19 protein-coding genes, 1 tRNA gene and 1 pseudogene are annotated in these 21,760 nt (G+C 43.8%); 19 read left to right on the top strand and 2 right to left on the bottom strand.

Annotation, left to right across the window (positions count from 1 at the left end; translation table 11 throughout):
* The first annotated feature begins 198 nt into the window (after positions 1-198).
* The 10 genes and pseudogenes from pckA to ACYRYG_RS09215 all read left to right on the top strand — a co-directional run bounded on the left by pckA (position 199) and on the right by ACYRYG_RS09215 (position 11,832).
* Positions 199-1,812 carry a phosphoenolpyruvate carboxykinase (ATP) gene (pckA, locus tag ACYRYG_RS09260; RefSeq protein ID WP_293418122.1) on the top strand — a complete coding sequence of 538 codons (1,614 nt, stop codon included), beginning with the start codon at positions 199-201 and terminating at the stop codon, positions 1,810-1,812.
* A 337-nt stretch (positions 1,813-2,149) separates the two neighbouring features.
* The gene (locus ACYRYG_RS09255) at positions 2,150-3,559 is read left to right on the top strand and encodes a DUF6242 domain-containing protein (RefSeq protein ID WP_293418120.1); all 1,410 of its coding nucleotides are present in this window, start codon (positions 2,150-2,152) and stop codon (positions 3,557-3,559) included.
* Between the two features lie 114 nt (positions 3,560-3,673).
* A pseudogene (locus ACYRYG_RS09250) lies at positions 3,674-4,450 on the top strand (isoprenyl transferase); the annotation flags it as partial.
* Positions 4,451-4,662: 212 nt separating this feature from the next.
* Positions 4,663-7,281, top strand: a complete 2,619-nt coding sequence (locus ACYRYG_RS09245; protein ID WP_293418116.1) for a POTRA domain-containing protein — start codon at positions 4,663-4,665, stop codon at positions 7,279-7,281.
* 161 nt (positions 7,282-7,442) lie between these two features.
* Positions 7,443-7,964, top strand: a complete 522-nt coding sequence (locus ACYRYG_RS09240; RefSeq protein WP_293418114.1) for an OmpH/Skp family outer membrane protein — start codon at positions 7,443-7,445, stop codon at positions 7,962-7,964.
* Positions 7,965-8,021: 57 nt separating this feature from the next.
* Positions 8,022-8,519: an OmpH family outer membrane protein gene (locus tag ACYRYG_RS09235; RefSeq protein WP_293418112.1), complete on the top strand. Its 498-nt coding sequence runs from the start codon at positions 8,022-8,024 to the stop codon at positions 8,517-8,519.
* A gap of 117 nt (positions 8,520-8,636) precedes the next feature.
* The gene (locus ACYRYG_RS09230; protein WP_293418110.1) at positions 8,637-9,173 is read left to right on the top strand and encodes an OmpH family outer membrane protein; all 537 of its coding nucleotides are present in this window, start codon (positions 8,637-8,639) and stop codon (positions 9,171-9,173) included.
* A 97-nt stretch (positions 9,174-9,270) separates the two neighbouring features.
* Entirely contained in the window at positions 9,271-10,110 is an 840-nt protein-coding gene (gene murI, locus ACYRYG_RS09225) for a glutamate racemase (protein WP_460198038.1), read from the top strand.
* Between the two features lie 137 nt (positions 10,111-10,247).
* Entirely contained in the window at positions 10,248-10,586 is a 339-nt protein-coding gene (gene rbfA / locus ACYRYG_RS09220) for a 30S ribosome-binding factor RbfA (protein WP_293418108.1), read from the top strand.
* Between the two features lie 16 nt (positions 10,587-10,602).
* A complete protein-coding gene (locus tag ACYRYG_RS09215) occupies positions 10,603-11,832 on the top strand; it encodes an FtsX-like permease family protein (RefSeq protein ID WP_293418106.1) in 1,230 nt (409 codons plus the stop codon).
* 51 nt (positions 11,833-11,883) lie between these two features.
* On the opposite strand, the gene ACYRYG_RS09210 is transcribed toward ACYRYG_RS09215, so the two are convergent.
* On the bottom strand, positions 11,884-12,591 hold the full coding sequence (locus ACYRYG_RS09210) for an O-methyltransferase (protein ID WP_293418104.1): 708 nt from the start codon (positions 12,589-12,591) through the stop codon (positions 11,884-11,886).
* Positions 12,592-12,632: 41 nt separating this feature from the next.
* Positions 12,633-13,061, bottom strand: coding sequence for a type II 3-dehydroquinate dehydratase (aroQ, locus tag ACYRYG_RS09205; RefSeq protein ID WP_460198037.1), 429 nt, complete (start codon positions 13,059-13,061; stop codon positions 12,633-12,635).
* 110 nt (positions 13,062-13,171) lie between these two features.
* Between aroQ and xerA the strand changes: the two genes are divergently transcribed.
* The 9 genes from xerA to ACYRYG_RS09160 form a co-directional block, all read left to right on the top strand.
* Positions 13,172-14,107, top strand: coding sequence for a site-specific tyrosine recombinase/integron integrase (gene xerA / locus ACYRYG_RS09200; protein WP_293418100.1), 936 nt, complete (start codon positions 13,172-13,174; stop codon positions 14,105-14,107).
* A gap of 162 nt (positions 14,108-14,269) precedes the next feature.
* A complete protein-coding gene (metK, locus tag ACYRYG_RS09195) occupies positions 14,270-15,526 on the top strand; it encodes a methionine adenosyltransferase (RefSeq protein ID WP_293418098.1) in 1,257 nt (418 codons plus the stop codon).
* A 6-nt stretch (positions 15,527-15,532) separates the two neighbouring features.
* A complete protein-coding gene (locus ACYRYG_RS09190) occupies positions 15,533-16,552 on the top strand; it encodes a DUF4271 domain-containing protein (protein WP_293418096.1) in 1,020 nt (339 codons plus the stop codon).
* 6 nt (positions 16,553-16,558) lie between these two features.
* Positions 16,559-17,314 carry a uroporphyrinogen-III synthase gene (locus ACYRYG_RS09185; RefSeq protein ID WP_293418094.1) on the top strand — a complete coding sequence of 252 codons (756 nt, stop codon included), beginning with the start codon at positions 16,559-16,561 and terminating at the stop codon, positions 17,312-17,314.
* A gap of 7 nt (positions 17,315-17,321) precedes the next feature.
* Complete coding sequence (gene rnpA / locus ACYRYG_RS09180) at positions 17,322-17,720, top strand: ribonuclease P protein component (protein ID WP_293418092.1); 399 nt, start codon at positions 17,322-17,324, stop codon at positions 17,718-17,720.
* The gene (gene yidD, locus ACYRYG_RS09175) at positions 17,717-17,989 is read left to right on the top strand and encodes a membrane protein insertion efficiency factor YidD (RefSeq protein ID WP_293418090.1); all 273 of its coding nucleotides are present in this window, start codon (positions 17,717-17,719) and stop codon (positions 17,987-17,989) included. Before rnpA ends, yidD begins: the two co-directional genes overlap by 4 nt.
* 100 nt (positions 17,990-18,089) lie before the next feature.
* The gene (gene tyrS / locus ACYRYG_RS09170) at positions 18,090-19,391 is read left to right on the top strand and encodes a tyrosine--tRNA ligase (RefSeq protein ID WP_293418088.1); all 1,302 of its coding nucleotides are present in this window, start codon (positions 18,090-18,092) and stop codon (positions 19,389-19,391) included.
* A 138-nt stretch (positions 19,392-19,529) separates the two neighbouring features.
* A tRNA-Gln gene (locus ACYRYG_RS09165) sits at positions 19,530-19,600 on the top strand.
* 542 nt (positions 19,601-20,142) lie between these two features.
* The coding region (locus ACYRYG_RS09160; RefSeq protein ID WP_460198036.1) for a glycoside hydrolase family 3 protein at positions 20,143-21,760 on the top strand (1,618 nt) is incomplete at its 3' end.

Below are 21,760 nucleotides of genomic sequence, written 5' to 3'. Positions count from 1 at the left end.
AAATTTTGAGGGGCAGAGTACTTTTTTAGCATTTTTAACCTAAAAATCTTTCATAAATTATCATTTTATTTTTAGAAAGTTGGTGCTTCTCTACTTTTTTCTTATCTTTGTGATGGATTTTTGGGGGCAGAAAGTCCCGCTGGTTTTTATTAAACGGTTAAGAAGATTATAATTCACTTTTTAAAAATAAATTTTAAAATGGCACAATTTACTAAGTCAGTATTGGAGAAGTACGGAATCAAAGGTACACCTGAGGTTCTCTACAATCCTTCTTATGAGGTGTTATTCAACGAAGAGACAAAGCCAGGACTTACCGGCTATGACAAAGGTCAGGAGACGGAGTTGGGCGCAATCAATGTGATGACAGGTGTCTATACCGGCCGTTCGCCTAAGGATAAGTTCATCGTTGACGATGCCAAGGCTCATAATACCGTATGGTGGGATTCTGAGGAATATCATAATGATAACCATCGTGCTTCAGAGTCTACTTGGAAGGCAGTCAAGGAGATCGCAAAGAAAGAACTTTCTAACAAGAAATTGTATGTTGTCGACGGCTTCTGCGGTGCTAATAAAGATACTCGTATGAAGGTTCGCTTCATCATGGAGGTTGCCTGGCAGGCTCATTTTGTTACCAATATGTTCATTCGTCCTCAATCAGAGGAAGAATTTGATCAGGAACCGGACTTCGTGGTTTATAATGCTTCCAAAGCAAAGGTGACCAACTGGAAAGAGCTGGGCCTGCACTCTGAGACCGCTGTCCTGTTCAATGTAACTTCCAAGGAGCAAGTTATTATCAACACCTGGTATGGTGGTGAAATGAAGAAGGGCATGTTCTCTATGCAGAACTATTTCCTGCCTTTACAGGGTATTGCTTCCATGCACTGCTCTGCCAATACCGACATGAAGGGTGAGAATACTGCAATCTTCTTTGGCTTGTCCGGTACTGGTAAGACTACTTTGTCTACAGATCCGAAACGTAAGTTGATCGGTGATGATGAGCACGGATGGGATGACAACGGGGTGTTCAACCTTGAAGGCGGCTGTTATGCAAAGGTCTTCAGACTGGATAAGGACGCAGAACCTGATATCTATGGTGCTATCACACGTGATGCTCTGCTTGAGAATGTAACGGTTGACAAGAATGGTAAGGTAGATTTCAATGATAAGAGTGTAACGGAGAATACTCGTGTCTCTTATCCTATCTATCACATCAAGAACATTGTCCGTCCTGTTTCTCATGGACCAGCTGCTAAACAGGTGATCTTCCTGAGTGCTGATGCCTTCGGTGTGCTGCCTCCTGTTTCCATCCTGAACCATGAGCAGACTAAGTATTACTTCCTTTCTGGATTTACTGCTAAATTAGCTGGTACAGAGCGTGGTATTACGGAGCCTACGCCTACTTTCTCAGCTTGCTTCGGCCAGGCCTTCCTGGAGTTGCATCCTACCAAGTATGCTGATGAGCTCGTTCGTCACATGCAGAAGAGTGGTGCTAAATGCTATCTGGTCAACACTGGCTGGAACGGAACCGGCAAGCGTATCTCTATCCGCGATACACGTGGTATCATTGACCGTATTTTGGATCATGAGATTGACAAGGCTCCTACGAAGACAATCCCTTACTTTAACTTCGTCGTTCCTACACACCTGGAGGGTGTTAATGATGCTATTCTTGATCCTCGTGATACTTATCAGGATCCTGCAGAGTGGGATAAGAAGGCTAAGGATCTGGCTGCCCGCTTCATCAAGAACTTTAAGAAGTATGAGGGTAACGAATCAGGCAAGGCTTTGGTTTCTGCCGGTCCAAAACTCTAATGGAATTACTTGCGTAAAGTTTTACATTTAAATATTCATCCCGTTTCTTCGTAATGAGGAGACGGGATGTTTCGTGTATGAGGAGGTGATTTCAGGGGCCGTCAGATAGAGAAACATTCTTATCCGGAAGGGCTTCGTGTCATGGTTATTTTGTATAGGAGCAGGAGTAGAGAAATGGCCTTGAATGTTCCGTCTCAGCTAGAGAGAGGCCTGCTTTCCCTAAACAAACTTAAAAAACGTATCTGTAATCCATAATTTATATAATAAAGTTCACAAAAGGCGTTTTATCTGAATAAAACTGTGTAAATTTGCAAGCAAAAATATTTTAAAGAGTGCAATGAAAAAAACGCTGTCATTTTTTGTCGTCATGTTATGGGCCGTCTTGATGCTTTCATCTTGTCTGGGTAATGAGGATGTTACCTATTATCATGATACAGCCATAACGTCTTTCTCAGTAGGAACATTGAATTCTCTTGTGGATACAATGTCTGATGGAAAACCGGATACGGTAAATTGTTCCAAATATAAGTTTAATATCGATCAGGCTTCTCACCTTATTTATAATACGGATTCTCTTCCCGCAGGTTTGAACATGAAGAAGGTCGTAACGACCATAGCCAGCAAAAATGATGGTATTATAGGTATCTTGCAAGTGGATAGTTTGGGGAAGGAAAAAGAATCCTCTGATATGAAGAATATTGTCTATTATCAGAGTACAGATTCTCTGGACCTCTCCGTTCCGCGGCATCTTTATGCTTTCAACAGTGAATTGTCGGCCTATGTAGTCTATACGCTTAAAGTCAATGAGCATAAGGAGTTTGCGGATTCCTTCCCGTTGAATCATCTTGGTGCTAATGCCAGTATTGCTGCTCTTTCGAGTTTGAAAGCTGTTGCGAACGGTGACAATATGTATATTTTTGGTGAGGACGGGAATAGTTTGAAGATTTTCTCAACACCGATAACTGATGGAAAGAATTGGACGGAGATCCCGGCGTCTGCTTCTTTACAGGCTGAGGATTACCATAATATTGTAGCCAAGAAGGGTTATCTTTATGCTTTAAGTCAAGGCGCTATTTACCGTTCTCAGGATGCCCGTACCTGGGACAAAATGGGGACGTGCCCGTCTTTGACAGCACTTGTGGGGGCAAGTTCCATGCAGCTCTTTGGCACTACGGCAACAGGCTTTATGTATTCAAAAGATGATGGCGCCAGTTGGCTGGACCAGACTATGGACGGGGATGTTGACAGCCTGATTACCGCAAACGTAAGTTGTGTCTGCCAGCCATCGTTGACGAATGATAGTACGGATTTAGTAACTCTTGTGGGTGACAACACATTGCAGCATGTAGCGGTGTGGAATAATGTCGCCGAGTATTCATTGGGGGCAGAATTGCAGGGATGGTCTTATACGGCTCCAACTGCCTGGTATCAGAAATCTTATAGTGTGGTTTACGTAAAGGGGACAATGCCGGATAAGCTCCTGGCTGCATCTTATGGGAGCGGCATGGAAGCGCTTGGCAGTGACCTGAAACTTTATAGCAGTAATGACCATGGCCTGACCTGGCATGTGGATTCTACAGTTACCAAAAAGCTTACTCGTGCGATTGGTACATTGCACAGAGGGTATGCCTTCACTTCAGATAAAAACAATAATCTCTGGATCATTGATCAGTCAACAGGCAATATATGGCGAGGACGCCATAATAGAGTAGGTTGGTCTGATGCCCAAAAGGGCTTTACTAATTAGGCTCTTGTGGTCCTTTTGAATGAGGCGCATTTTCCTGGAGACTGATCGTTGCTGGTCAGAAGAAGGATGAGGGGCAGCAAGACCACATGGAAATGGGTGAAAAAGATAGAAGAGATGGAACAGAATGATTTAAGAAATCAGCTGGATATGAACCGGATTCCCCGACATATTGCCATTATCATGGATGGCAATGGACGTTGGGCGGAAGCGCGCGGCAAAGAGCGTACATGCGGACATCAGGCTGGCGTAGAGACGGTTCGCCGGATTACTGCTGAGTGTGCCCGCTTAGGAGTGAAATATCTTACGCTTTATACATTCTCTATGGAAAACTGGAATCGTCCGGCGTCAGAGATCCAGGCTCTTATGGGGCTGGTCTTGTCTGCTCTCAAGGATGATATCTTTATGAAATATAATGTTCGTTTCCGTGTCATCGGTGAAATGAACCGATTACCTGTAGAGGTTCAGAATAAACTCTGGGAGACGATGGAAGCGACTGCTTCTAACGGAGGAATGACGATGGTGGTGGCTTTAAGTTATAGCTCGAGATGGGAGATTACCAAAGCTGTGAAAGATATTGTCTGGGAATTGCAAAAAAAATCGTTTGGTAAATATTCTGATAAAGAACTTGACCAGTTAGTCACAGAAGATACGATCAGCAAAAATCTGGAGACCTATTTTATGCCGGATCCGGATCTGCTGATCCGTACAGGGGGAGAGTTGCGTGTCTCTAATTATCTCCTTTGGCAGATTGCTTATACCGAACTTTATTTCTGCGATACCTATTGGCCTGATTTCAGGGAACAAAATCTCTATAAGGCTATTCTCAGTTATCAGAAACGACAGCGTAGATTCGGTAAAACAGAAGCCCAAATCGAAAAAACAGAAAATGAGGATCATCAGACTGTAAAAGATGAGGGTATCGTTGAGTCACCTAAGGATGAGTCAGGAAAGGTCTCAGCAGATGAAGAAGGATTTGAAGAAGTAAAATAGGGAAGACGGATGTCTCCTGGTGCTCGTGTCGGATCGGCCTGTTGCTGAGCATGAATTTTCTTCAGAGCATCCTAAAAGATAGAATGAATTTGAAAAAGATATATATATTTGTTATGGACCCAATAAAGAAGGTGTTTTTTTTACTCGTCATGATCTTTGGACTGACGATGGGCGCAAATGCTCAGGACAAGATTGTCAATCCTGATATTTCCTATGCGGGTACACCTCGTACAGTGACTATTGGTGGAATAAGTGTTTCTGGCGTTGAAGGTTATGAGGACTATGTTCTTGCAGGTATTTCTGGCCTTACAGTCGGTCAACAGATTACTGTACCTGGAAATGAAGTTACGGATGCTGTAAAACGCTATTGGAAGCATGGACTGTTTTCTAAGGTCCAGATAGCTGCTGATTCCTTGGTCGGCGATAAAATTTATCTGCATGTCTACCTGGCAGTTCGGCCCCGTGTCTCTACGATCAATTATATCGGGTTGAAAAAGAGTGAACGGAGTGATATGGAAAAGAAACTCGGACTTCTTAAGGGAAGTCAGATCACACCGAATATGATTGACCGTGCCAAGATACTGGCTAAAAAATATTTTGATGACAAGGGCTATAAGAATGCGGATATTACGATTAATGAGCGGAATGACACCACGAGCACAAATCATGTCATCCTGGATGTCATCGTTGATAAGAAAGAGAAAATCAGGGTTCATCAGATTATCATAGAGGGTAATAAATATCTTTCTGATGGCCGGATCAAAGGAGGATTTCTGAGTAAAGGCGTTTTCAAGAAAACCCATGAGGCGGATAAGTTTGCTACATTCTTGAAGAGTAAGAAATTTACTCAGGAGAATTGGGAGAAGGACAAGCAGAATCTGATAGATAAATATAATGAATTGGGATTCCGTGATGCGCAGATTCTGAAAGACAGTGTATGGAATTATGATCCGAAGCATGTAAATGTATATGTTAAGGTCAGTGAAGGGAAGAAATATTATATCCGGAATATCACGTGGGTGGGCAATACCGTCTATACTACGGATTACCTGAATGCTGTGCTGGGTATGAAGAAAGGGGATGTCTATAACCAGAAACTGTTGAATAAGCGCTTGAGTGAGGATGATGATGCAGTGGGTAACTTGTACTGGAATCATGGTTATCTGTTTTATAACCTCCAGCCTACCGAAGTTAATATTGTAGGCGATAGCATTGACCTGGAAATGCGAATCTATGAGGGGCAGCAGGCACACTTGAACCATGTGCGCATTACGGGGAATGACCGCCTTTATGAAAACGTGATCCGTCGGGAACTGCGTACGAAACCGGGTGACTTGTTCTCTAAGGACGCTCTCCAGCGTTCTGCTCGTGAAATCGCTTCCATGGGATTCTTTGATCAGGAAAAGGTTAACCCGGATGTGAAACCGAATTATGAAGATGGTACGGTGGACATCAACTGGAACCTGGTGCAGAAGAGTAATGATCAGATTGAGTTCTCCCTTGGCTGGGGACAGACGGGTGTGATAGGACGTATTGCCTTGAAACTGAATAATTTCTCCATCCGGAATCTGTTTAATATGAACAAGGAACACCGTGGCATCATGCCGATCGGTGATGGTGAAACGCTGAGCATCGGTGCACAGACGAATGGTACCTATTACCAAAACTATGATGTCAGCTATTCCACTAACTGGCTTGGCGGAAAGCGGCCTATTCAGTTCAGCATAGGGGCTTATTTCTCCAAACAGACGGATGTGTCAAGTAATTATTACAACAGTTCTTATCTGAATAATTACTATAATTATATGTATGGTTATGGCAGCAGTTACAATAATAGTTACGAAGACTATTATGATCCGGACAAGTATGTTAAGATGTTCGGAGTGAATGTAGGATGGGGGAAACGCTTGAGTTGGCCCGATGATTATTTCACCCTTTCCTTGCAACTGGCCTATACACGATATATGTTGAAGAACTGGAGCTATTTCCTGATGTCTAATGGTGATGCCAACAACCTGAATATGACGATTGCCCTGAACCGTACCTCTACGGATAATCAACTTTATCCCCGTCGTGGTTCTGACTTTGAAGCAAGTGTGACGCTTACCCCGCCTTGGAGTAGTTGGGATCATAAGGATTATAAGAATCTGGCTACTAACTCACTCGATCCGGACTATAACAGTCAGATGCAGGAAAAATACCGTTGGATAGAATATAATAAGTGGAAGTTTAAGGCTCGTACCTATACAGCGTTGAGTGGCAATCCGAAGACTTTTGTGTTGATGACCCGCGTAGAAATGGGGCTTCTTGGCTCATACAATAAATATAAGAAGAGTCCGTTTGAAACCTACTATATGGGTGGTGATGGTATGAGCGGTTACTCTACAGGTTATGCCGAAGAAACGATCGGGCTGCGTGGTTATGAAAATGGCTCCCTGACTCCTTATGGAGCTGAGGGCTATGCGTATGACCGCTATACCCTGGAGCTCCGTTATCCGTTCCTTTTAGGGAATACGACCATCTATGGACTCTCCTTTGTGGAAGCAGGTAATGCCTGGACAGATACAAAGAAATTCAATCCATTTGATATGAAGCGTTCAGCCGGCGTAGGTGTCAGGATCTATCTGCCAATGGTTGGCTTGATGGGTATTGACTGGGGCTATGGTTTTGATAAGGTCTTCGGGCAGAAGGGCGGAAGTCAGTTCCACTTTATCCTCGGACAGGAATTTTAAAGGGAGGCCAGCTGAATTCAAACTTTAATGAGTAGTCTGATCACTGCCAGGAGGCAGACCTTTTCATATCTGCCAGTTGGTGTGATGGTAAAATTGAGATGAGACCGGTCTGGCATATAGATAAAGCTGACCGTGTAGCATAATACAAAAAGGATTAAGAAATGAAAAAGGTAATTACATTGTGCCTCTTTGTCCTAATGGCAATGACGGCAAGCGCTCAGAAATTCGCACTTGTGGATATGGATTATATTTTAAAGAACATTCCAACATACGAGCGCGCAAACGAACAACTCAATCAGGCAGGTGAAAAGTGGAAGGCTGAAGTGGATTCCATTAATACCGAAGCAAGTACGATGTATCGGAATTATCAGAATGAAATGGCCTTCCTTTCTCCACAGCAGAAAAAGGCACGTCAACAGGCTATAGTAGATAAGGAAAAACAGGCCAGTGATCTGAAAAAGCAGTATTTTGGACCCGAAGGTGAACTCTCCAAGGAACGTGAATCCCTGATGTCCCCTATCCAGGAAAAAATTTACAATGCTATAAAAGATATTTGTGAACTTCACGATTATTCTCTGGTCGTTGACAGAGCCAGTAATTCTGGCATTATTTTTGGTTCACCGAAAATTGACATTTCAAATGAAGTGCTGAGGAAATTAGGATATTCAAATAATAAGTATTAACTTTGCAACTCACATGATTCATATTAACTTTGCAATCAAACTATAAAAATAAAGAAAATGAAAAAGTTACTTTTAATGTTGATGTTGATGATACCAATGTCAATCTTCGCACAGAAGTTTGGTGTCGTTGACTTGGATGCGGTCGCTCAGGCTCTCCCTGAATATGCTGCGGCTCAGACAGAACTGAAAAACCTGAATGATCAGGACCAGAAAGACCTGCAAAGCATGCAGGCTGAGATTCAGCGGAAATATGATGAATATCAGAAAAGTTCTTCTACGATGAATGCTACAGCTAAGGAGGCTAAGGAAAAGGAATTACAGGATCTGGGAGACAAATATCAGCAGACTGCCCAGCAGAAATCGCAGGATTTCCAGAAAGCACAGCAACAGAAGTTGGCTCCTATCCAGGCTAAAGTGTCGCAGGTCATTGAAAAGGTAGGCAAAGAGGGAGGATATACTTCGATCTTCATGAAGGGATCTATGCCTTATATCAGCGATACTCTTGTAAGGGATGTCACTGCTCTTTGCAAATCTGAGGTCTTGAAATTGAAATAAAGTATACTTTTCTATCAAGATATTTAGGGGCAGGTCTCGTCTGAGTCTGCCCTTTTGACTCTTTTAGAAGTATTCTGTCATCATGTTTTATCCGATTAAGTAATTAGGAGGTTTTATATGAGAAAACTGTTATTGTATCTGTTCTTGGCGTTGCTGCCTGGTATGGCCAGCGCACAGACTGAGACATCTGTATCCAGTGTTCCTGCTTCACCGCAGCGATTCGGCTATTTCTCTTATCAGACGGTCCTTCAGTCGATGCCGGCGTATGCCAAGACTCGTCGTGATCTCAGTGATTTGAGTAATAAATATGATGCTGAGATGAAGCGGGAGGAAGATGAGTTCAATAATAAATATGAGGAATTTCTGGAAGGAGAGAGGGATTTCGCCCCTTCAATCCTGGAAAAGAGACAAGCTGAATTACGTGACCTGATGGAGAAGAATATTGCTTTCAAGGAACAATCCAAGCACTTGTTGGATCAGGCTGAACAGAATGCAATGGCTCCTTTGAAAGCAAGTGTTACTGCTGCTGTGAGCAAAATTGGAAAACAGCAGGGACTGGCTTTCGTCTTGAATACTGATCATGATGCCGTTCCTTATATCGATACTTCCTTGGGCGTAGATATTACAACTGCGCTGGAATCTGCTTTACGCTGATTAATGGCTTGCGCCACGGAGATGTTGAAAGACTGATCATTTTCTCTTTTCCTGTCAGTGAAAAGGTTGTAGTTTGAATAGGTGTTTAATTAGATTTATGATGAAATTACCTTCTGCCCCCGGTCCGATAGGCGTCTTTGATTCCGGCTATGGTGGACTTACGGTGCTGCATAGCATCCGTCAGGTCATGCCGGAATATGATTATATCTATCTGGGAGACAATGCCAGAGCTCCCTATGGGGACCGTTCTTTCGATGTGGTGTATGAGTTTACACGACAGGCAGTCGTCAAACTCTTTGAAATGGGCTGTCATCTGATAATTCTTGGCTGCAATACTGCTTCGGCAAAAGCTCTCAGAACCATTCAGCAGCAGGATCTTCCTGCTATTGACCCTCATCGCAGGGTATTGGGGGTCATCCGCCCGACAGCTGAGGTCATAGGGAAGCTTACTCACAATAACCATGTCGGACTTCTGGCTACTGAAGGAACCGTGACCAGTCATAGTTACGATATTGAAATCCAGAAACTCTGGCCTGAAATAAAGGTCACGGGCGTAGCTTGTCCCTTCTGGGTCCCTCTGATTGAATATGGTGAGGCGAATAGTCCTGGCGCGGATTATTTCGTGAAAAAGCGTATTGATAAACTGATGCAGGCAGATCCTCAGATTGATACGATAATCCTGGGTTGTACACATTATCCCTTGCTTATGCCGAAGATCTCGAAATATATCAGCCCCAGTGTCCGTCTTGTTCCACAAGGGAAATATGTCGCAGACAGTCTCGTGAACTATCTGAAGCGTCATCCGGAAATGGATCAGATGTGCACAAAGCATGGAACTTGCCTCTATAATACTACGGAAAACCCGAAGAAATTCAAGGGCAGCGCTCAAATTTTCCTTAATGAGGTGGTTCCTGTTAACCATCTGGATCTGGAATAAGTTCTTCCGTTTGTCCTGAAAGAACGGGCAAATATGGCGTCTTTCTGAAGGTTTACGATCATTGAATACAATCACGAGGGACAGCTTCTTTTCTGAAGGGCGCCAGTGATTGTGATGTTAGATAAAAGGATTATATTATGCGAGAAACGAGACAAAACCGTATAGCCAGACTCCTGCAAAAGGAACTGGCGACACTTTTCCAGGAGCAGACCCGCAGGACTCATGGTATCCTGATTAGTGTGACCAATGTGAAAATCAGTCCTGATATGAGTGTCTGTACTGCTTATCTCTCAATTTTTCCTTCTGAGAAAGCGGATGACATTGTGAAAAATATCCGTACAAATGAAAAGACCATTCGCTATAGTCTGGGGACGCGTGTAGGGAAACAGTTGCGCATTATACCTGAGTTGCGTTTCTTCCTCGATGATACGCTGGATTATCAGCAGCATATTGATGATATCCTGCAGGAGAAATAATCATTGACTGATTCGTATGAATTTCCCCCTTTTCATAGCCAGAAGATACCTCTTTTCCAAAAAGAGTACTCATGCCATTAATATCATCAGCGCCATCAGTGTGATCGGAGTTGCAGTAGCTACAATGGCAATGGTTATCGTGTTAAGTGTGTTCAACGGCTTCCATGACCTTATTGCGTCCCTGTTTACTAATTTTGATCCTCAGTTGGAAATCGTTCCTGCGATGGGCAAGACCGCTCCGGCGGATGATCCTGTTCTTACAAAAATCCGTAGGCTCCCTCAGGTAGAAGTGTCTACTGAGTGTGTGGAAGACCAAGCCCTTGCGGTCTATCATAATAAGCAGGCGATGGTAATGATCAAGGGCGTGGAAGATGATTTCCCCCAGTTGTCCCATATCACGGATATTCTTTATGGTAATGGTAGTTTTGAACTCCATGCAGCTAACTTGCAGTATGGTATCCTGGGGATTCAACTTGCCCAGCAATTAGATGCGGGGGCAGACTGGGATGGTTATATGAAGATCTTTGCTCCGGTAAAAGAGGGGCAGTTGGATCTGGCTGATCCTTCTAATAGCTTTGTCGTGGACTCGATCATCTCACCGGGCGTGGTCTTTTCCGTCAAGCAGGCGGAGTATGATAAAAATTATATTTTAACGTCGATCGCTTTTGCCCGTAATCTGTTTGGCCAACAGGGAATGCTTTCATCTTTGGAGCTTCGGCTGAAACAGAATTCGGATCTTGAATCCGTGAAAAGGGAGATGCAGAAAATAGCCGGGAAGAAATACCGGGTGCTAGACCGGTTTCAACAGCAGGATGATACTTTCAAGATCATGACCATCGAGAAACTGATGGCTTATCTTTTCCTGACATTCATTCTGGTAGTGGCCTGTTTTAATATCATCGGTTCTCTGTCCATGTTGATCATTGATAAGAAAAATGATGTGGTCACCTTGCGGAATCTCGGGGCCAGTGACAAGCAGATTGTACGTATCTTCCTTTTTGAGGGAAGGATGATCTCTGTTATCGGTGCTATTGTCGGAATTGCGATCGGGCTCCTTCTCTGTTGGCTGCAACAGACTTATGGATTTGTTTCTCTCGGGAAATCTGCAGGATCGTTCATCGTTGATGCTTATCCGGTGAGTGTCCATTATTCGGATATTCTGCTGGTTTTCCTGACAGTGATCGCTGTGGGATGGCTTGCGGTTTATTATCCTGTTAGATATTTAAGCAAAAGACTTTTAAGTTAAGTCGCTTGCATGAGTGATTTCACGGTGATGATCATGTCCTTTTAGATCTTATCATCGTGAGGTGCTCTGCTTTTTATGAATGAGGGTTAACCCGTCTCTGACGGGAAGGATGATGTCTTCGGTACGCGGATCTGCAGCGACAAAATCATTAAATCTGCGGATGCCGGCCGTCTGGGCATCATGTTCATATCGGGGATCAATGACATGCCCGTCCCACAGGGTGTTGTCTGCGAGAATGAAACCACCTGGTCTTAGAAGGCTCATGACGGTCTCATAGGTCTTTAGATAAGTACGTTTGTCACCATCTATGAATGCCATGTCAAAAGTGAGGCCTAATAGAGGCGCTTCCTCGTTGGCGTCACCGATGTGCAACTCGATCTTGTCTGCTACGGGAGAGTTTTCTATCCATCTTCGGGTTAAATCTTCCATCTCATCGTTGATCTCGAAGGTATAGATTTTGCCTCCCGCCGGGAGTCCTTCTGCCATACAGATCGCACTATAACCGCTGAATGTTCCTACTTCAAGAATGTTTCGTGGACGAATCATTCGGACGAACATTTTCAGTATCCGTCCTTGCAGGTATCCGCTTGACATCCGTCCATGGAGGGTGTGGATATTTGTGGCGCGCCAGAGTCGATAGAGGTAATCTCCTTCCGGTTCACTATGCTCGCGGATGTACTGGTCCAACAGATTGTCTTCGGGCCTTTCATCGTTGGGGTTGACAAGGGATGTGGATCGCCCTGGATTTTGTTTGCTCATCTTTGAAGGACAATAATTACCCGTTGGGTTATTGAGGACGATTATCCTTTCTTGGTTGAAAGGATCCCTGCAATGGCCAGGTCATACCCCGCAAGTCCAAACCCGCAAATGGTACCCAGACAGGCACAACTGATCATGGATTTGTGACGGTATTCTTCTCTTTGGAAAATATTGGATATATGAATTTCAATTACGGGACATTTCAGGCTGCGGATACAATCTTGGAGAGCTATACTGGTATGTGTGTATGCACCGGCATTAAGCACGATGCCATCGTACGAAAATCCGGTTTCCTGCATCTTGTTGATCAGATCTCCTTCGATATTGCTCTGATAATAGTCTATCTGGATCTCGGGGTATTTGGCTTTGAGCTTTGGTAAATAGCTCTCAAAAGAATGATCTCCATAAATCCCTGGCTCTCTGATTCCTAAGAGATTCAGGTTAGGGCCGTTGATGATTTGTATTTTCATATTCAATAATAATTTGTACCTTTGTTCTTAACAATCGTATCTTAACTGCAAAGTTAATGAAAATTCTTGGAATGGTCAGCCAGTAAGATAAAAAGTATAAAAGTTTGAAAATGGAAAAGACTTTTTCTGTTGAGATAATGAAAGGCTATCTGAGGTATCTTAAACTTGAAAGGAGTTATTCTCCCAATACCGTTGAAGCTTATCATCGGGATGTGCTGCTTCTTCTTGAATTCTTTCGGAAGAAGGAGATAAGTCCTGCAGATGCCCGACTTGAAGATCTGGAACAATTTTCAGCTGGTTTACATGACTTAGGCGAAGGGCCTAGGTCTCAGGCGAGGATATTAAGCGGCGTGCGTTCTTTTTACCGCTATCTGCAACTTGAGGGCTATCTGAAAATGGATCCATCTGAACTGCTCGAATCTCCGCAAATAGGAGAACACCTGCCAGAATACCTGACCACGGACGAGGTGGATCAACTGGAAGCTTCTATTGATCTCTCAAAATGGGAAGGGCAGCGTAATAAGGCTATTATCGAGGTCTTGTTTTCCTGTGGCTTGCGCGTTTCTGAACTGGTAAATCTGCAACTTTCTAATCTGTATCTGGATGAGAAGTTTGTCAGGGTGATAGGTAAGGGAAATAAGGAACGTCTGGTACCTATTTCGGATGCAGCTATCAAAGAACTGAATCTTTGGTTTTATGACCGCCGTCAGATGGATATAAAGCCTGGTGAAGAAGGTTATGTCTTCTTAAACCGTCGGGGGCACCATCTGACTCGTGTCATGATACTCATCATGATCAAAAAGCAGGCACAGGATGCAGGGATAAAGAAAACAATTTCTCCACATACTCTCCGCCATTCCTTTGCCACGGCATTGCTGCGGGGCGGTGCTGACCTGCGTGCCATTCAGGCCATGCTGGGGCATGAGAATATCGGAACTACGGAAATATATACGCATCTGGAAACTTCAGATCTGAGAAGGGAAATCCTGGAGCATCATCCGAGAAATCAACAGACTTTTCCTTCAGAACGGAAGGATGGAAAATGATTCTGAAAATAGTTGCTGGGATCTCTTCCTGAACGACTTACTTTGAAGGATGACAGATAATTCATGATTTGGACTTAAAAAGGGATAAACGGTTTGGAATTATCCGGAAAATTCGTAACTTTGCATGATTAAACGGAATAGAATAAAATTAGAGACCAATTTATGTCATATTTATTTTCATCAGAATCAGTTTCAGAAGGTCATCCGGATAAGGTATGTGACCAGATTTCTGATGCTTTACTCGATCAGTTTCTCGTTTATGACAGGAACGCGCGTTGCGCTATTGAGACTTTTGCCACTACAGGCCAGGTCATTGTCATGGGGGAAGTGAGCTCGAAAACTTATATAGATCTGCAGACGGTTACTCGTGATACCATTAAGCATATTGGATATACAAAATCAGAATATCAGTTTGACGGCGATTCCTGTGGCTTTCTTTCTGCCATTCATGAGCAGAGTCCTGATATTACTCGTGGTGTCCTCCGGGAGAAGGAAGAGGATCAGGGAGCGGGTGATCAAGGCATGATGTTCGGATATGCGACAAATGAGACGGAAAACTATATGCCGGTTTCACTTGACCTGGCTCATTTGATGATGAAGACGCTTGCGGATATTCGGAAGGAAGGTAAAAGAATGCTTTATCTCCGTCCGGATTCTAAGTGTCAGGTTACGGTTGAGTACAGTGATGATAATATTCCTCAGCGTATTGATACGATTGTCGTTTCGACACAGCATGATGAATTTGATAAAAATGATTCTCGTATGTTGTCTAAAATAAAGGACGACGTTCTCCATATCTTGATTCCTGAAGTTAAAAAGCGTTGTGGAGCAAAGACCTTGGCTCTTTTTAATGATCAGATCAAATATTTGGTTAACCCTACGGGAAAGTTTGTCATCGGTGGTCCTCATGGGGACACAGGACTGACAGGACGCAAGATCATCGTAGATACGTATGGCGGTAAAGGTGCACATGGCGGCGGCTCTTTCTCAGGGAAAGATCCTTCAAAGGTGGATCGCTCTGCAACTTATGCGGCTCGTTATATCGCTAAGAATATGGTCGCAGCAGGCGTGGCTGATGAGATGCTGGTACAGTTGGCTTATGCTATTGGAGTGGCAGAGCCGGTGAGCGTTTACGTGAACACCTACGGAAGAAGTCATGTGAAAATGGCGGATGGTGAGATCGCAAAAAAAATAGGAGAGATGTATGATTTGCGTCCTAAAGCTATTGAACGTGCATTGAAGCTTCGCCAGCCTATGTATTTTGAAACGGCTTCCTATGGTCACATGGGACGGAAAAATGAAGTGGTGAAGAAGGTCTTTACCTCTCGCTACCATGAGCCTAAAACTGTCGAGGTTGAACTTTTCACGTGGGAAAAACTGGATCAGGTGGAGAGAATAAAGAAGGAGTTTGGTTTATAGTTGATTATGGCATTAGGAGATTCCATGCCGCTATTTTTAACATTGATGCACGGTCCTTACGTCTTAGAACGGTCAATTCAGCATCAGCCTACTCCAGCACAAGTGCTGAAAAGGCTGCCAGAGGGGGCTACGCCCGGGCAACAGGATTCTGCAATCCAGCGGAACATCCATCCCGGAAAGGTCCATTGGAGTACAATGCCGGATACGCTTCACTTGCCTGGACAAGTGGCAGGGAAGAGCGTGAAAAATGTTGTCCTTCCGACCTATTATAAAGAGTCTTTCTTCTCTAGAGACTCTATGTTCCATCCTGAACTGCCGGGAGGAAGATTGGGGGTGGCAGGCGATCCTGTTCCTTATACTATTGCAGGTGATGATCTGTTGACGGTTCTGCTGCTGGCCTGTTTTATCCTGGCAATGGTCGCTTTTGCTAAATGCCGTTCTTTCTTTTACCATCAGGCTAAGAATTTTTTCTTTCCTCCGCGAATGGAACAAACTGCGATGACCGAAACTTCCAATGAGTTTAGATACCAGTTCTTTTTCATCCTCCAGACTTGTCTGCTTTTCGCATTGACTTTCTTCCTGTATACTCGTTCTGTCTTTGGAGATACATTCGCAATTTCCCGGTATAAAATTATAGGAATTTATACAGTGGTGCTGGCTGGCTATTTCTTCGTGAAAGGCTTGGCTTATTGGTTTATCAACTGGATATTCTTTGATAAGCGGAAAAACGAACAATGGTTTCATGCTTATTTCTTCCTGATATCCACAGAAGGGGTCGTGCTGTTCCCCATGATTATGCTGATGGCTTATTTCAGATTGCCACTCCAGACGGGTATGATTTATGCGCTGATTGTAGTGGTTTTGTTTAAATTACTCACCTTTTATAAGGCCTTTATTATCTTTTCTCAAAGAATCAGTGCCATTGTGCAGAATATTTTGTACTTTTGTACGCTTGAAGTCATCCCCATGCTTGTGTTATGGGGCATTTGGGAGATGATTGGTAATGATATGAAAATAACTTTTTAGGACAAGATGATAAAGAAAATTCTGGTTTCTCAGCCTCGGCCGACAAGCGAAAAGTCTCCCTATTATGACTTGGAAAAATTATTTAAGGTGGAGTGCGTATTTCGTCCATTCTTTAAGGTTGAGGGCATCTCTTCAAGGGAATTTCGTCAGCAGAAAATCAATTTGTTGAATTACACGGCAGTGGTTTTTACATCTCGTCATGCGATTGATAACTATTTCAAGTTAGCTAAGGATTTGCGGATCACAATTCCTGAAGACATGAAGTATTTTTGTGTCATAGAGACAATAGCTCTCTATATCCAAAAATACATACCCTATCATAAAAGAAAAATATTCTTTGGCAATACGGGCAAAGTAGATGATCTCATCCCTTTGATGGCAAAACATAAGGGGGAGAAATTCCTGGTACCCTTGAGCAGTGTCCATAGTAATAAGATTGCCAACCTACTGGATGAGAAAAAGTTGAACCATACGGAGTGTGTGATGTATCGGACGGTGAGCAATGACTTTACGGAAGATGAAAGGAAAAATTTTGACTTCGATATGGTGGTGTTCTTCAGTCCTACGGGGGTGAAAGCCTTGAAGCAGAATTTTCCGGATTTTGTCCAGGACAAAATTCGTATTGCTGCTTTCGGACCGGCTACTGCTAAGACTGTGAGGGAGGAAGGGTTCCGCCTGGATCTTCAGGCTCCTTCTCAGGATCACCCTTCGATGACCAGTGCTCTGGGTGCTTATCTGAAAAAAGAAAACAAAAAAAGATAGATTCTCTATGCCTGCAGGATCGCTTACATTTAGTAAAAACGAGCGGCTATGTAGTAAAGTGCTGATAGACCGGCTCTTTTCGAGGAGCAGTAGCCATTCGCTGTCTGCCTTTCCTTTGAGGGCCGTCTACCAAATAGTAGAACGTGTACCGGAAGAACCGCAGGATAAAGTGCTGATCAGTGTTCCTAAACGTTGCTTTAAACGGGCTGTCAAACGGAATCGGGTGAAAAGGCAGATAAGGGAGGCTTTCAGAAAAAACAAGTACCTCTTGCTCCATGTCTTGTCTGCCTGCCCTGAAGACCAGGTCGTGATCGCTTTTCTCTGGCAGGATCCTCAATTGTATGAGACGGATGAGATAGAGAAGAAGGTCGTATCTCTGCTGCGGCGGATCAGTGAAAGAATATGAATGTACTGAGGGCAATATTTAAAGGGTTGAAGAAGGGGATTCATCTGATACTCAGACTGATCACCTGGCTACTGGTGTTGCCTATTATATTTTATCAGCGGTTTATCTCTCCTTTTACTCCTCCAAGTTGTCGGTTTACTCCCACTTGTTCTGAATATGCCCGACAGGCGTTGTTGAAGTATGGACCGTTAAAGGGACTGTATCTCGCCATAAGGAGAATCCTCCGTTGTCATCCATGGGGAGGATCGGGTTATGATCCGGTACCCTGAGGATAGATACAGTCAGGAGAATGAGGGATTGAAATAGGAAGGGGCTTCCCTTGCTGCTTAGAAATGAAGAATAAAATATATATCTATAAAGAGTTACACGATGGCAAAAAATTTTGTTGAGGAATTAAAATGGCGTGGAATGTTAGCGCAGATCATGCCAGGTACTGAAGAACTTTTACAGAAAGGGATGGTATCGGCTTATCTGGGTACAGATCCGACTGCTGATTCTTTGCATATCGGTCACCTCTGTGGAATCATGATGCTTCGTCATCTGCAGGCTTGTGGACATAAACCTTACTTGCTTTTGGGAGGAGCTACGGGAATGATCGGCGATCCTTCCGGTAAAAGTCAGGAGCGTAATCTCTTGAATGCGGACACGTTGTATCATAACCAGGAATGTATCAAGAAACAAGTTTCTAAGTTCCTTGACTTTGATGGCAAGGAAGCGAATGGAGCGGAACTGGTTAACAATTATGATTGGATGAAGGACTTCTCCTTCCTTGATTTCGTGCGTGAGGTCGGCAAGCATATCACAGTTAATTATATGATGGCCAAGGAGAGCGTTCAGAAACGGTTGAATGGGGAGGCCCGTGACGGATTGTCTTTCACGGAATTTACTTATCAACTCCTTCAGGGTTATGATTTCCTTTGGCTTTATGAACATAAAGGGGTCCAGCTCCAGATGGGTGGAAATGATCAGTGGGGGAATATGACTACCGGCACGGAATTGATCCGCCGTACGCTGGGGATAGATGCACAGGCTTATTGCCTCACTTGTCCTCTGATCACAAAGGCTGATGGTAAAAAATTTGGGAAAACAGAGAGTGGAAACGTGTGGCTTGACCGTAACCGTACTACTCCATACGCTTTTTACCAGTTCTGGCTTAATGTAAGTGATGTGGATGCAGAGAAGTATATTAAGATCTTCACTTCACTGGACCATCCTACAATAGATGCTCTGATCACGGAGCATCGTAAAGATCCCGGACTTCGTATGCTGCAGAAAAAACTGGCGGAAGAGGTCACTACAATGGTTCATTCTAAACAGGATCTGCTGATGGCAATTGCTGCAAGTAATATCTTGTTTGGTAAATCGACGAAGGAGGATTTGGCCCAACTTGATGAGGCTACTCTGTTGGATGTTTTCAAAGGGGTTCCGCACTATGAGGTGACTAAAGATGATCTGGGGTGTTCTGCTGTTGATCTGTTCAATAGGGAAGGAATGATGATCTTCCAGAGCAAGAGTGATATGCGTAAACTCGTCAAGGGTGGCGGGGTGTCCTTGAACAAGGAGAAGGTCCAGACTTTTGATCGTCCCATCACATCGGAGGATCTGATCGATGGCAAATATCTGCTGGTACAGAAAGGAAAGAAAAATTATTTCCTGATTACCGTAAAATAATCGGGTGAAATCTGATGGCTCGGTCTTTGAAGGAGTATATCCCTTCAGGGAGGTGCATGGCTCCTGATGTTAAAAAAGATCGTAAAAATTTGGTGGTGGCATAAAAATGTACTACCTTTGCCCCATCAAAAGACAGATTGTCCCATGGTGTAATGGTAGCACTACAGTTTTTGGTTCTGTCAGCGGTGGTTCGAATCCGCCTAGGACAACTTTCTGATTCCATAAGTCAAAGATCGTTAATGACTTGTGGAATTTTTGTTTGGTTACATCTTGTCCCCTATTTTCGAAAAATAGGGGATCATCGGTCACAAGTGACTATCGTGTGACTATGATTCTTTCTTATCGTTAAAAAACTAGCAATATTATTTGAACCTATCTGTTTGTGGCATAATAAATTACCGTAAAGAATTGAAAATAGCTTTCAGTTTTGATAATCTGACTACAATTTTTGATAAAAGTGTGTAGATTTCAAAAAAATATTCTATTTTTGTGTAACGTTTCAGCAGTTATTTTTTGAAAAGGTATAAATGTACATACCGTGATACATGGTTATAGATAATAATCTTTTATATTCATGTCAGAGAATTTGTTCTTATGCAGATCATGTATGAGAGCATTATGCATGGTGATATACCTCTGGGAGAATAGGTCACCAGGAGGAACCTGGCCATGTCTCTGATCTTGTCAGGTAAGTTGGCCATAGATGGTATGAGAGATAAAAATATAGTAAACTAATTCAAAAATTTATTTCATGAAAAAGACAATCTTGTTAGCTCTGTTTTTGTGTGTTATCGTAACTGGAGAGGCAAAACCAAAACTCAAGAATTCTGTTCCTCAACTGGGAAAGAACTCAGTAGAGCAGGTCCTCAAGGCAATGACGCTGGAGGAAAAGGCGGAATTGCTTGTGGGTGGATCTTATGAGGTGGTTGATGGTAAGAAGGGCCCGACTTTGCCGGAAGCAGGTATTGGTGCAGCAGGTATGACGAAAGCGATCCCCCGGTTGGGGATTCCTTGTACGGTGCTGACTGATGGCCCTGCCGGAGTACGCATTTCTCCGACACGCAAGGGGGACAGTCGTACTTTTTATGCTACCGGTAATCCTGTGGGGACTCTTGTAGCGTCTTCCTGGGATGTTGACTGTGCTAAGGCTGTCGGCAGGAATATGGGAGATGAAGTGCTGGAATATGGCTGCGATGTCCTGCTGGCTCCGGGAATGTGTCTTCACCGTAATCCCCTTTGCGGAAGAAATTTTGAATATTTCTCAGAGGATCCGGTGCTGAGCGGCATCTTGTCTGGAAATGAAATATTAGGTGTCCAGTCTAATGGCGTAGGTACTTCTGCCAAGCATTTTATTTGTAATAATCAGGAGACCTTCCGTACACAGAATAACTCGATCGTCGGCCAGCGGGCACTCCGTGAACTCTACCTTAAAAATTTCGAGTTGGCAATCAAAATTGGAAATCCGTGGACGGTTATGTCTTCCTATAATCTTCTGAATGGCTCTTATACACAGGCTGATAAACCTCTGCTCCATGATTGGTTGAGAGGAGAGGTTGGTTATAAAGGGATCGTAATGACGGACTGGACTGAGCGGCGGAATACGGTGGACCAAGTCAATGCTGAAAATGATTTGATGGAGTGGGGACTGGATACTCAGGTGCGTGACATCGTTGATGCCGTCCAGAACGGTAAACTATCCATGGATGTCGTGAACCGGAATGTCCGGAATATCTTGAATTATATTGTCAAGACCCCGCATTTCCGCCACTATAAGGCTTCTAATGCTCCGGACTTGAAAGCCCATGCAGCCGTGGCCCGTGAGATGGCGGCACAGGGTATTGTCCTTCTTAAGAATGATGATCGGACCTTGCCCTTGACTCAAGGTCAGAAGGTGGCTCTTTTTGGTATAGGCTCCTATAAAGGCTTCCTGGCTAATGGCTGGGGCTCCGGTGATGTGAACAAGCCTTTTGTGATCAATATCTGCCAGGGCCTGCAGAATGCCGGTTATCAGGTAGATGAGGATATGGCTGAACTCTATCAAGATGCAGATGAGGATATTAATTTCGGGCCTGCCTATGCAAGGCATCGTGCTTCCGTTGATGATGTGGCCATAATGACGATCAGGCGGAATGCGGGAGAGGGCAGTGACCGCCATAACCGTCCTGGTGACTGGAGTCTGACCGATGGTGAGCTGAATTGTATGAAGAATATAGCAGCAGCCTTTCACGCTCAGGGTAAGAAGTTGATCGTCATCCTGGATATTGGTGGGGTGATCGAGACGTCATCATGGAAAGATATTCCGGATGCGATCCTGTTGCCCTGGCAGGCCGGTGAGGAAGGCGGGAACGCCATTGCAGATATTCTTTCCG

The sequence above is a fragment of the Segatella asaccharophila genome, assembly GCF_054687055.1.
This window is presented reverse-complemented; position numbering and strand designations above follow the sequence as displayed.

Bases quoted from the DNA above. Each gene is read 5' to 3' on its own strand.
- pckA (WP_293418122.1), top strand. From the start codon at position 199: ATGGCACAATTTACTAAGTCAGTATTGGAGAAGTACGGAATCAAAGGT.
- ACYRYG_RS09255 (WP_293418120.1), top strand. From the start codon at position 2,150: ATGAAAAAAACGCTGTCATTTTTTGTCGTCATGTTATGGGCCGTCTTG.
- ACYRYG_RS09245 (WP_293418116.1), top strand. From the start codon at position 4,663: ATGGACCCAATAAAGAAGGTGTTTTTTTTACTCGTCATGATCTTTGGA.
- ACYRYG_RS09240 (WP_293418114.1), top strand. From the start codon at position 7,443: ATGAAAAAGGTAATTACATTGTGCCTCTTTGTCCTAATGGCAATGACG.
- ACYRYG_RS09235 (WP_293418112.1), top strand. From the start codon at position 8,022: ATGAAAAAGTTACTTTTAATGTTGATGTTGATGATACCAATGTCAATC.
- ACYRYG_RS09230 (WP_293418110.1), top strand. From the start codon at position 8,637: ATGAGAAAACTGTTATTGTATCTGTTCTTGGCGTTGCTGCCTGGTATG.
- murI (WP_460198038.1), top strand. From the start codon at position 9,271: ATGATGAAATTACCTTCTGCCCCCGGTCCGATAGGCGTCTTTGATTCC.
- rbfA (WP_293418108.1), top strand. From the start codon at position 10,248: ATGCGAGAAACGAGACAAAACCGTATAGCCAGACTCCTGCAAAAGGAA.
- ACYRYG_RS09215 (WP_293418106.1), top strand. From the start codon at position 10,603: ATGAATTTCCCCCTTTTCATAGCCAGAAGATACCTCTTTTCCAAAAAG.
- ACYRYG_RS09210 (WP_293418104.1), bottom strand. From the start codon at position 12,591: ATGAGCAAACAAAATCCAGGGCGATCCACATCCCTTGTCAACCCCAAC.
- aroQ (WP_460198037.1), bottom strand. From the start codon at position 13,061: ATGAAAATACAAATCATCAACGGCCCTAACCTGAATCTCTTAGGAATC.
- xerA (WP_293418100.1), top strand. From the start codon at position 13,172: ATGGAAAAGACTTTTTCTGTTGAGATAATGAAAGGCTATCTGAGGTAT.
- metK (WP_293418098.1), top strand. From the start codon at position 14,270: ATGTCATATTTATTTTCATCAGAATCAGTTTCAGAAGGTCATCCGGAT.
- ACYRYG_RS09190 (WP_293418096.1), top strand. From the start codon at position 15,533: ATGGCATTAGGAGATTCCATGCCGCTATTTTTAACATTGATGCACGGT.
- ACYRYG_RS09185 (WP_293418094.1), top strand. From the start codon at position 16,559: ATGATAAAGAAAATTCTGGTTTCTCAGCCTCGGCCGACAAGCGAAAAG.
- rnpA (WP_293418092.1), top strand. From the start codon at position 17,322: ATGCCTGCAGGATCGCTTACATTTAGTAAAAACGAGCGGCTATGTAGT.
- yidD (WP_293418090.1), top strand. From the start codon at position 17,717: ATGAATGTACTGAGGGCAATATTTAAAGGGTTGAAGAAGGGGATTCAT.
- tyrS (WP_293418088.1), top strand. From the start codon at position 18,090: ATGGCAAAAAATTTTGTTGAGGAATTAAAATGGCGTGGAATGTTAGCG.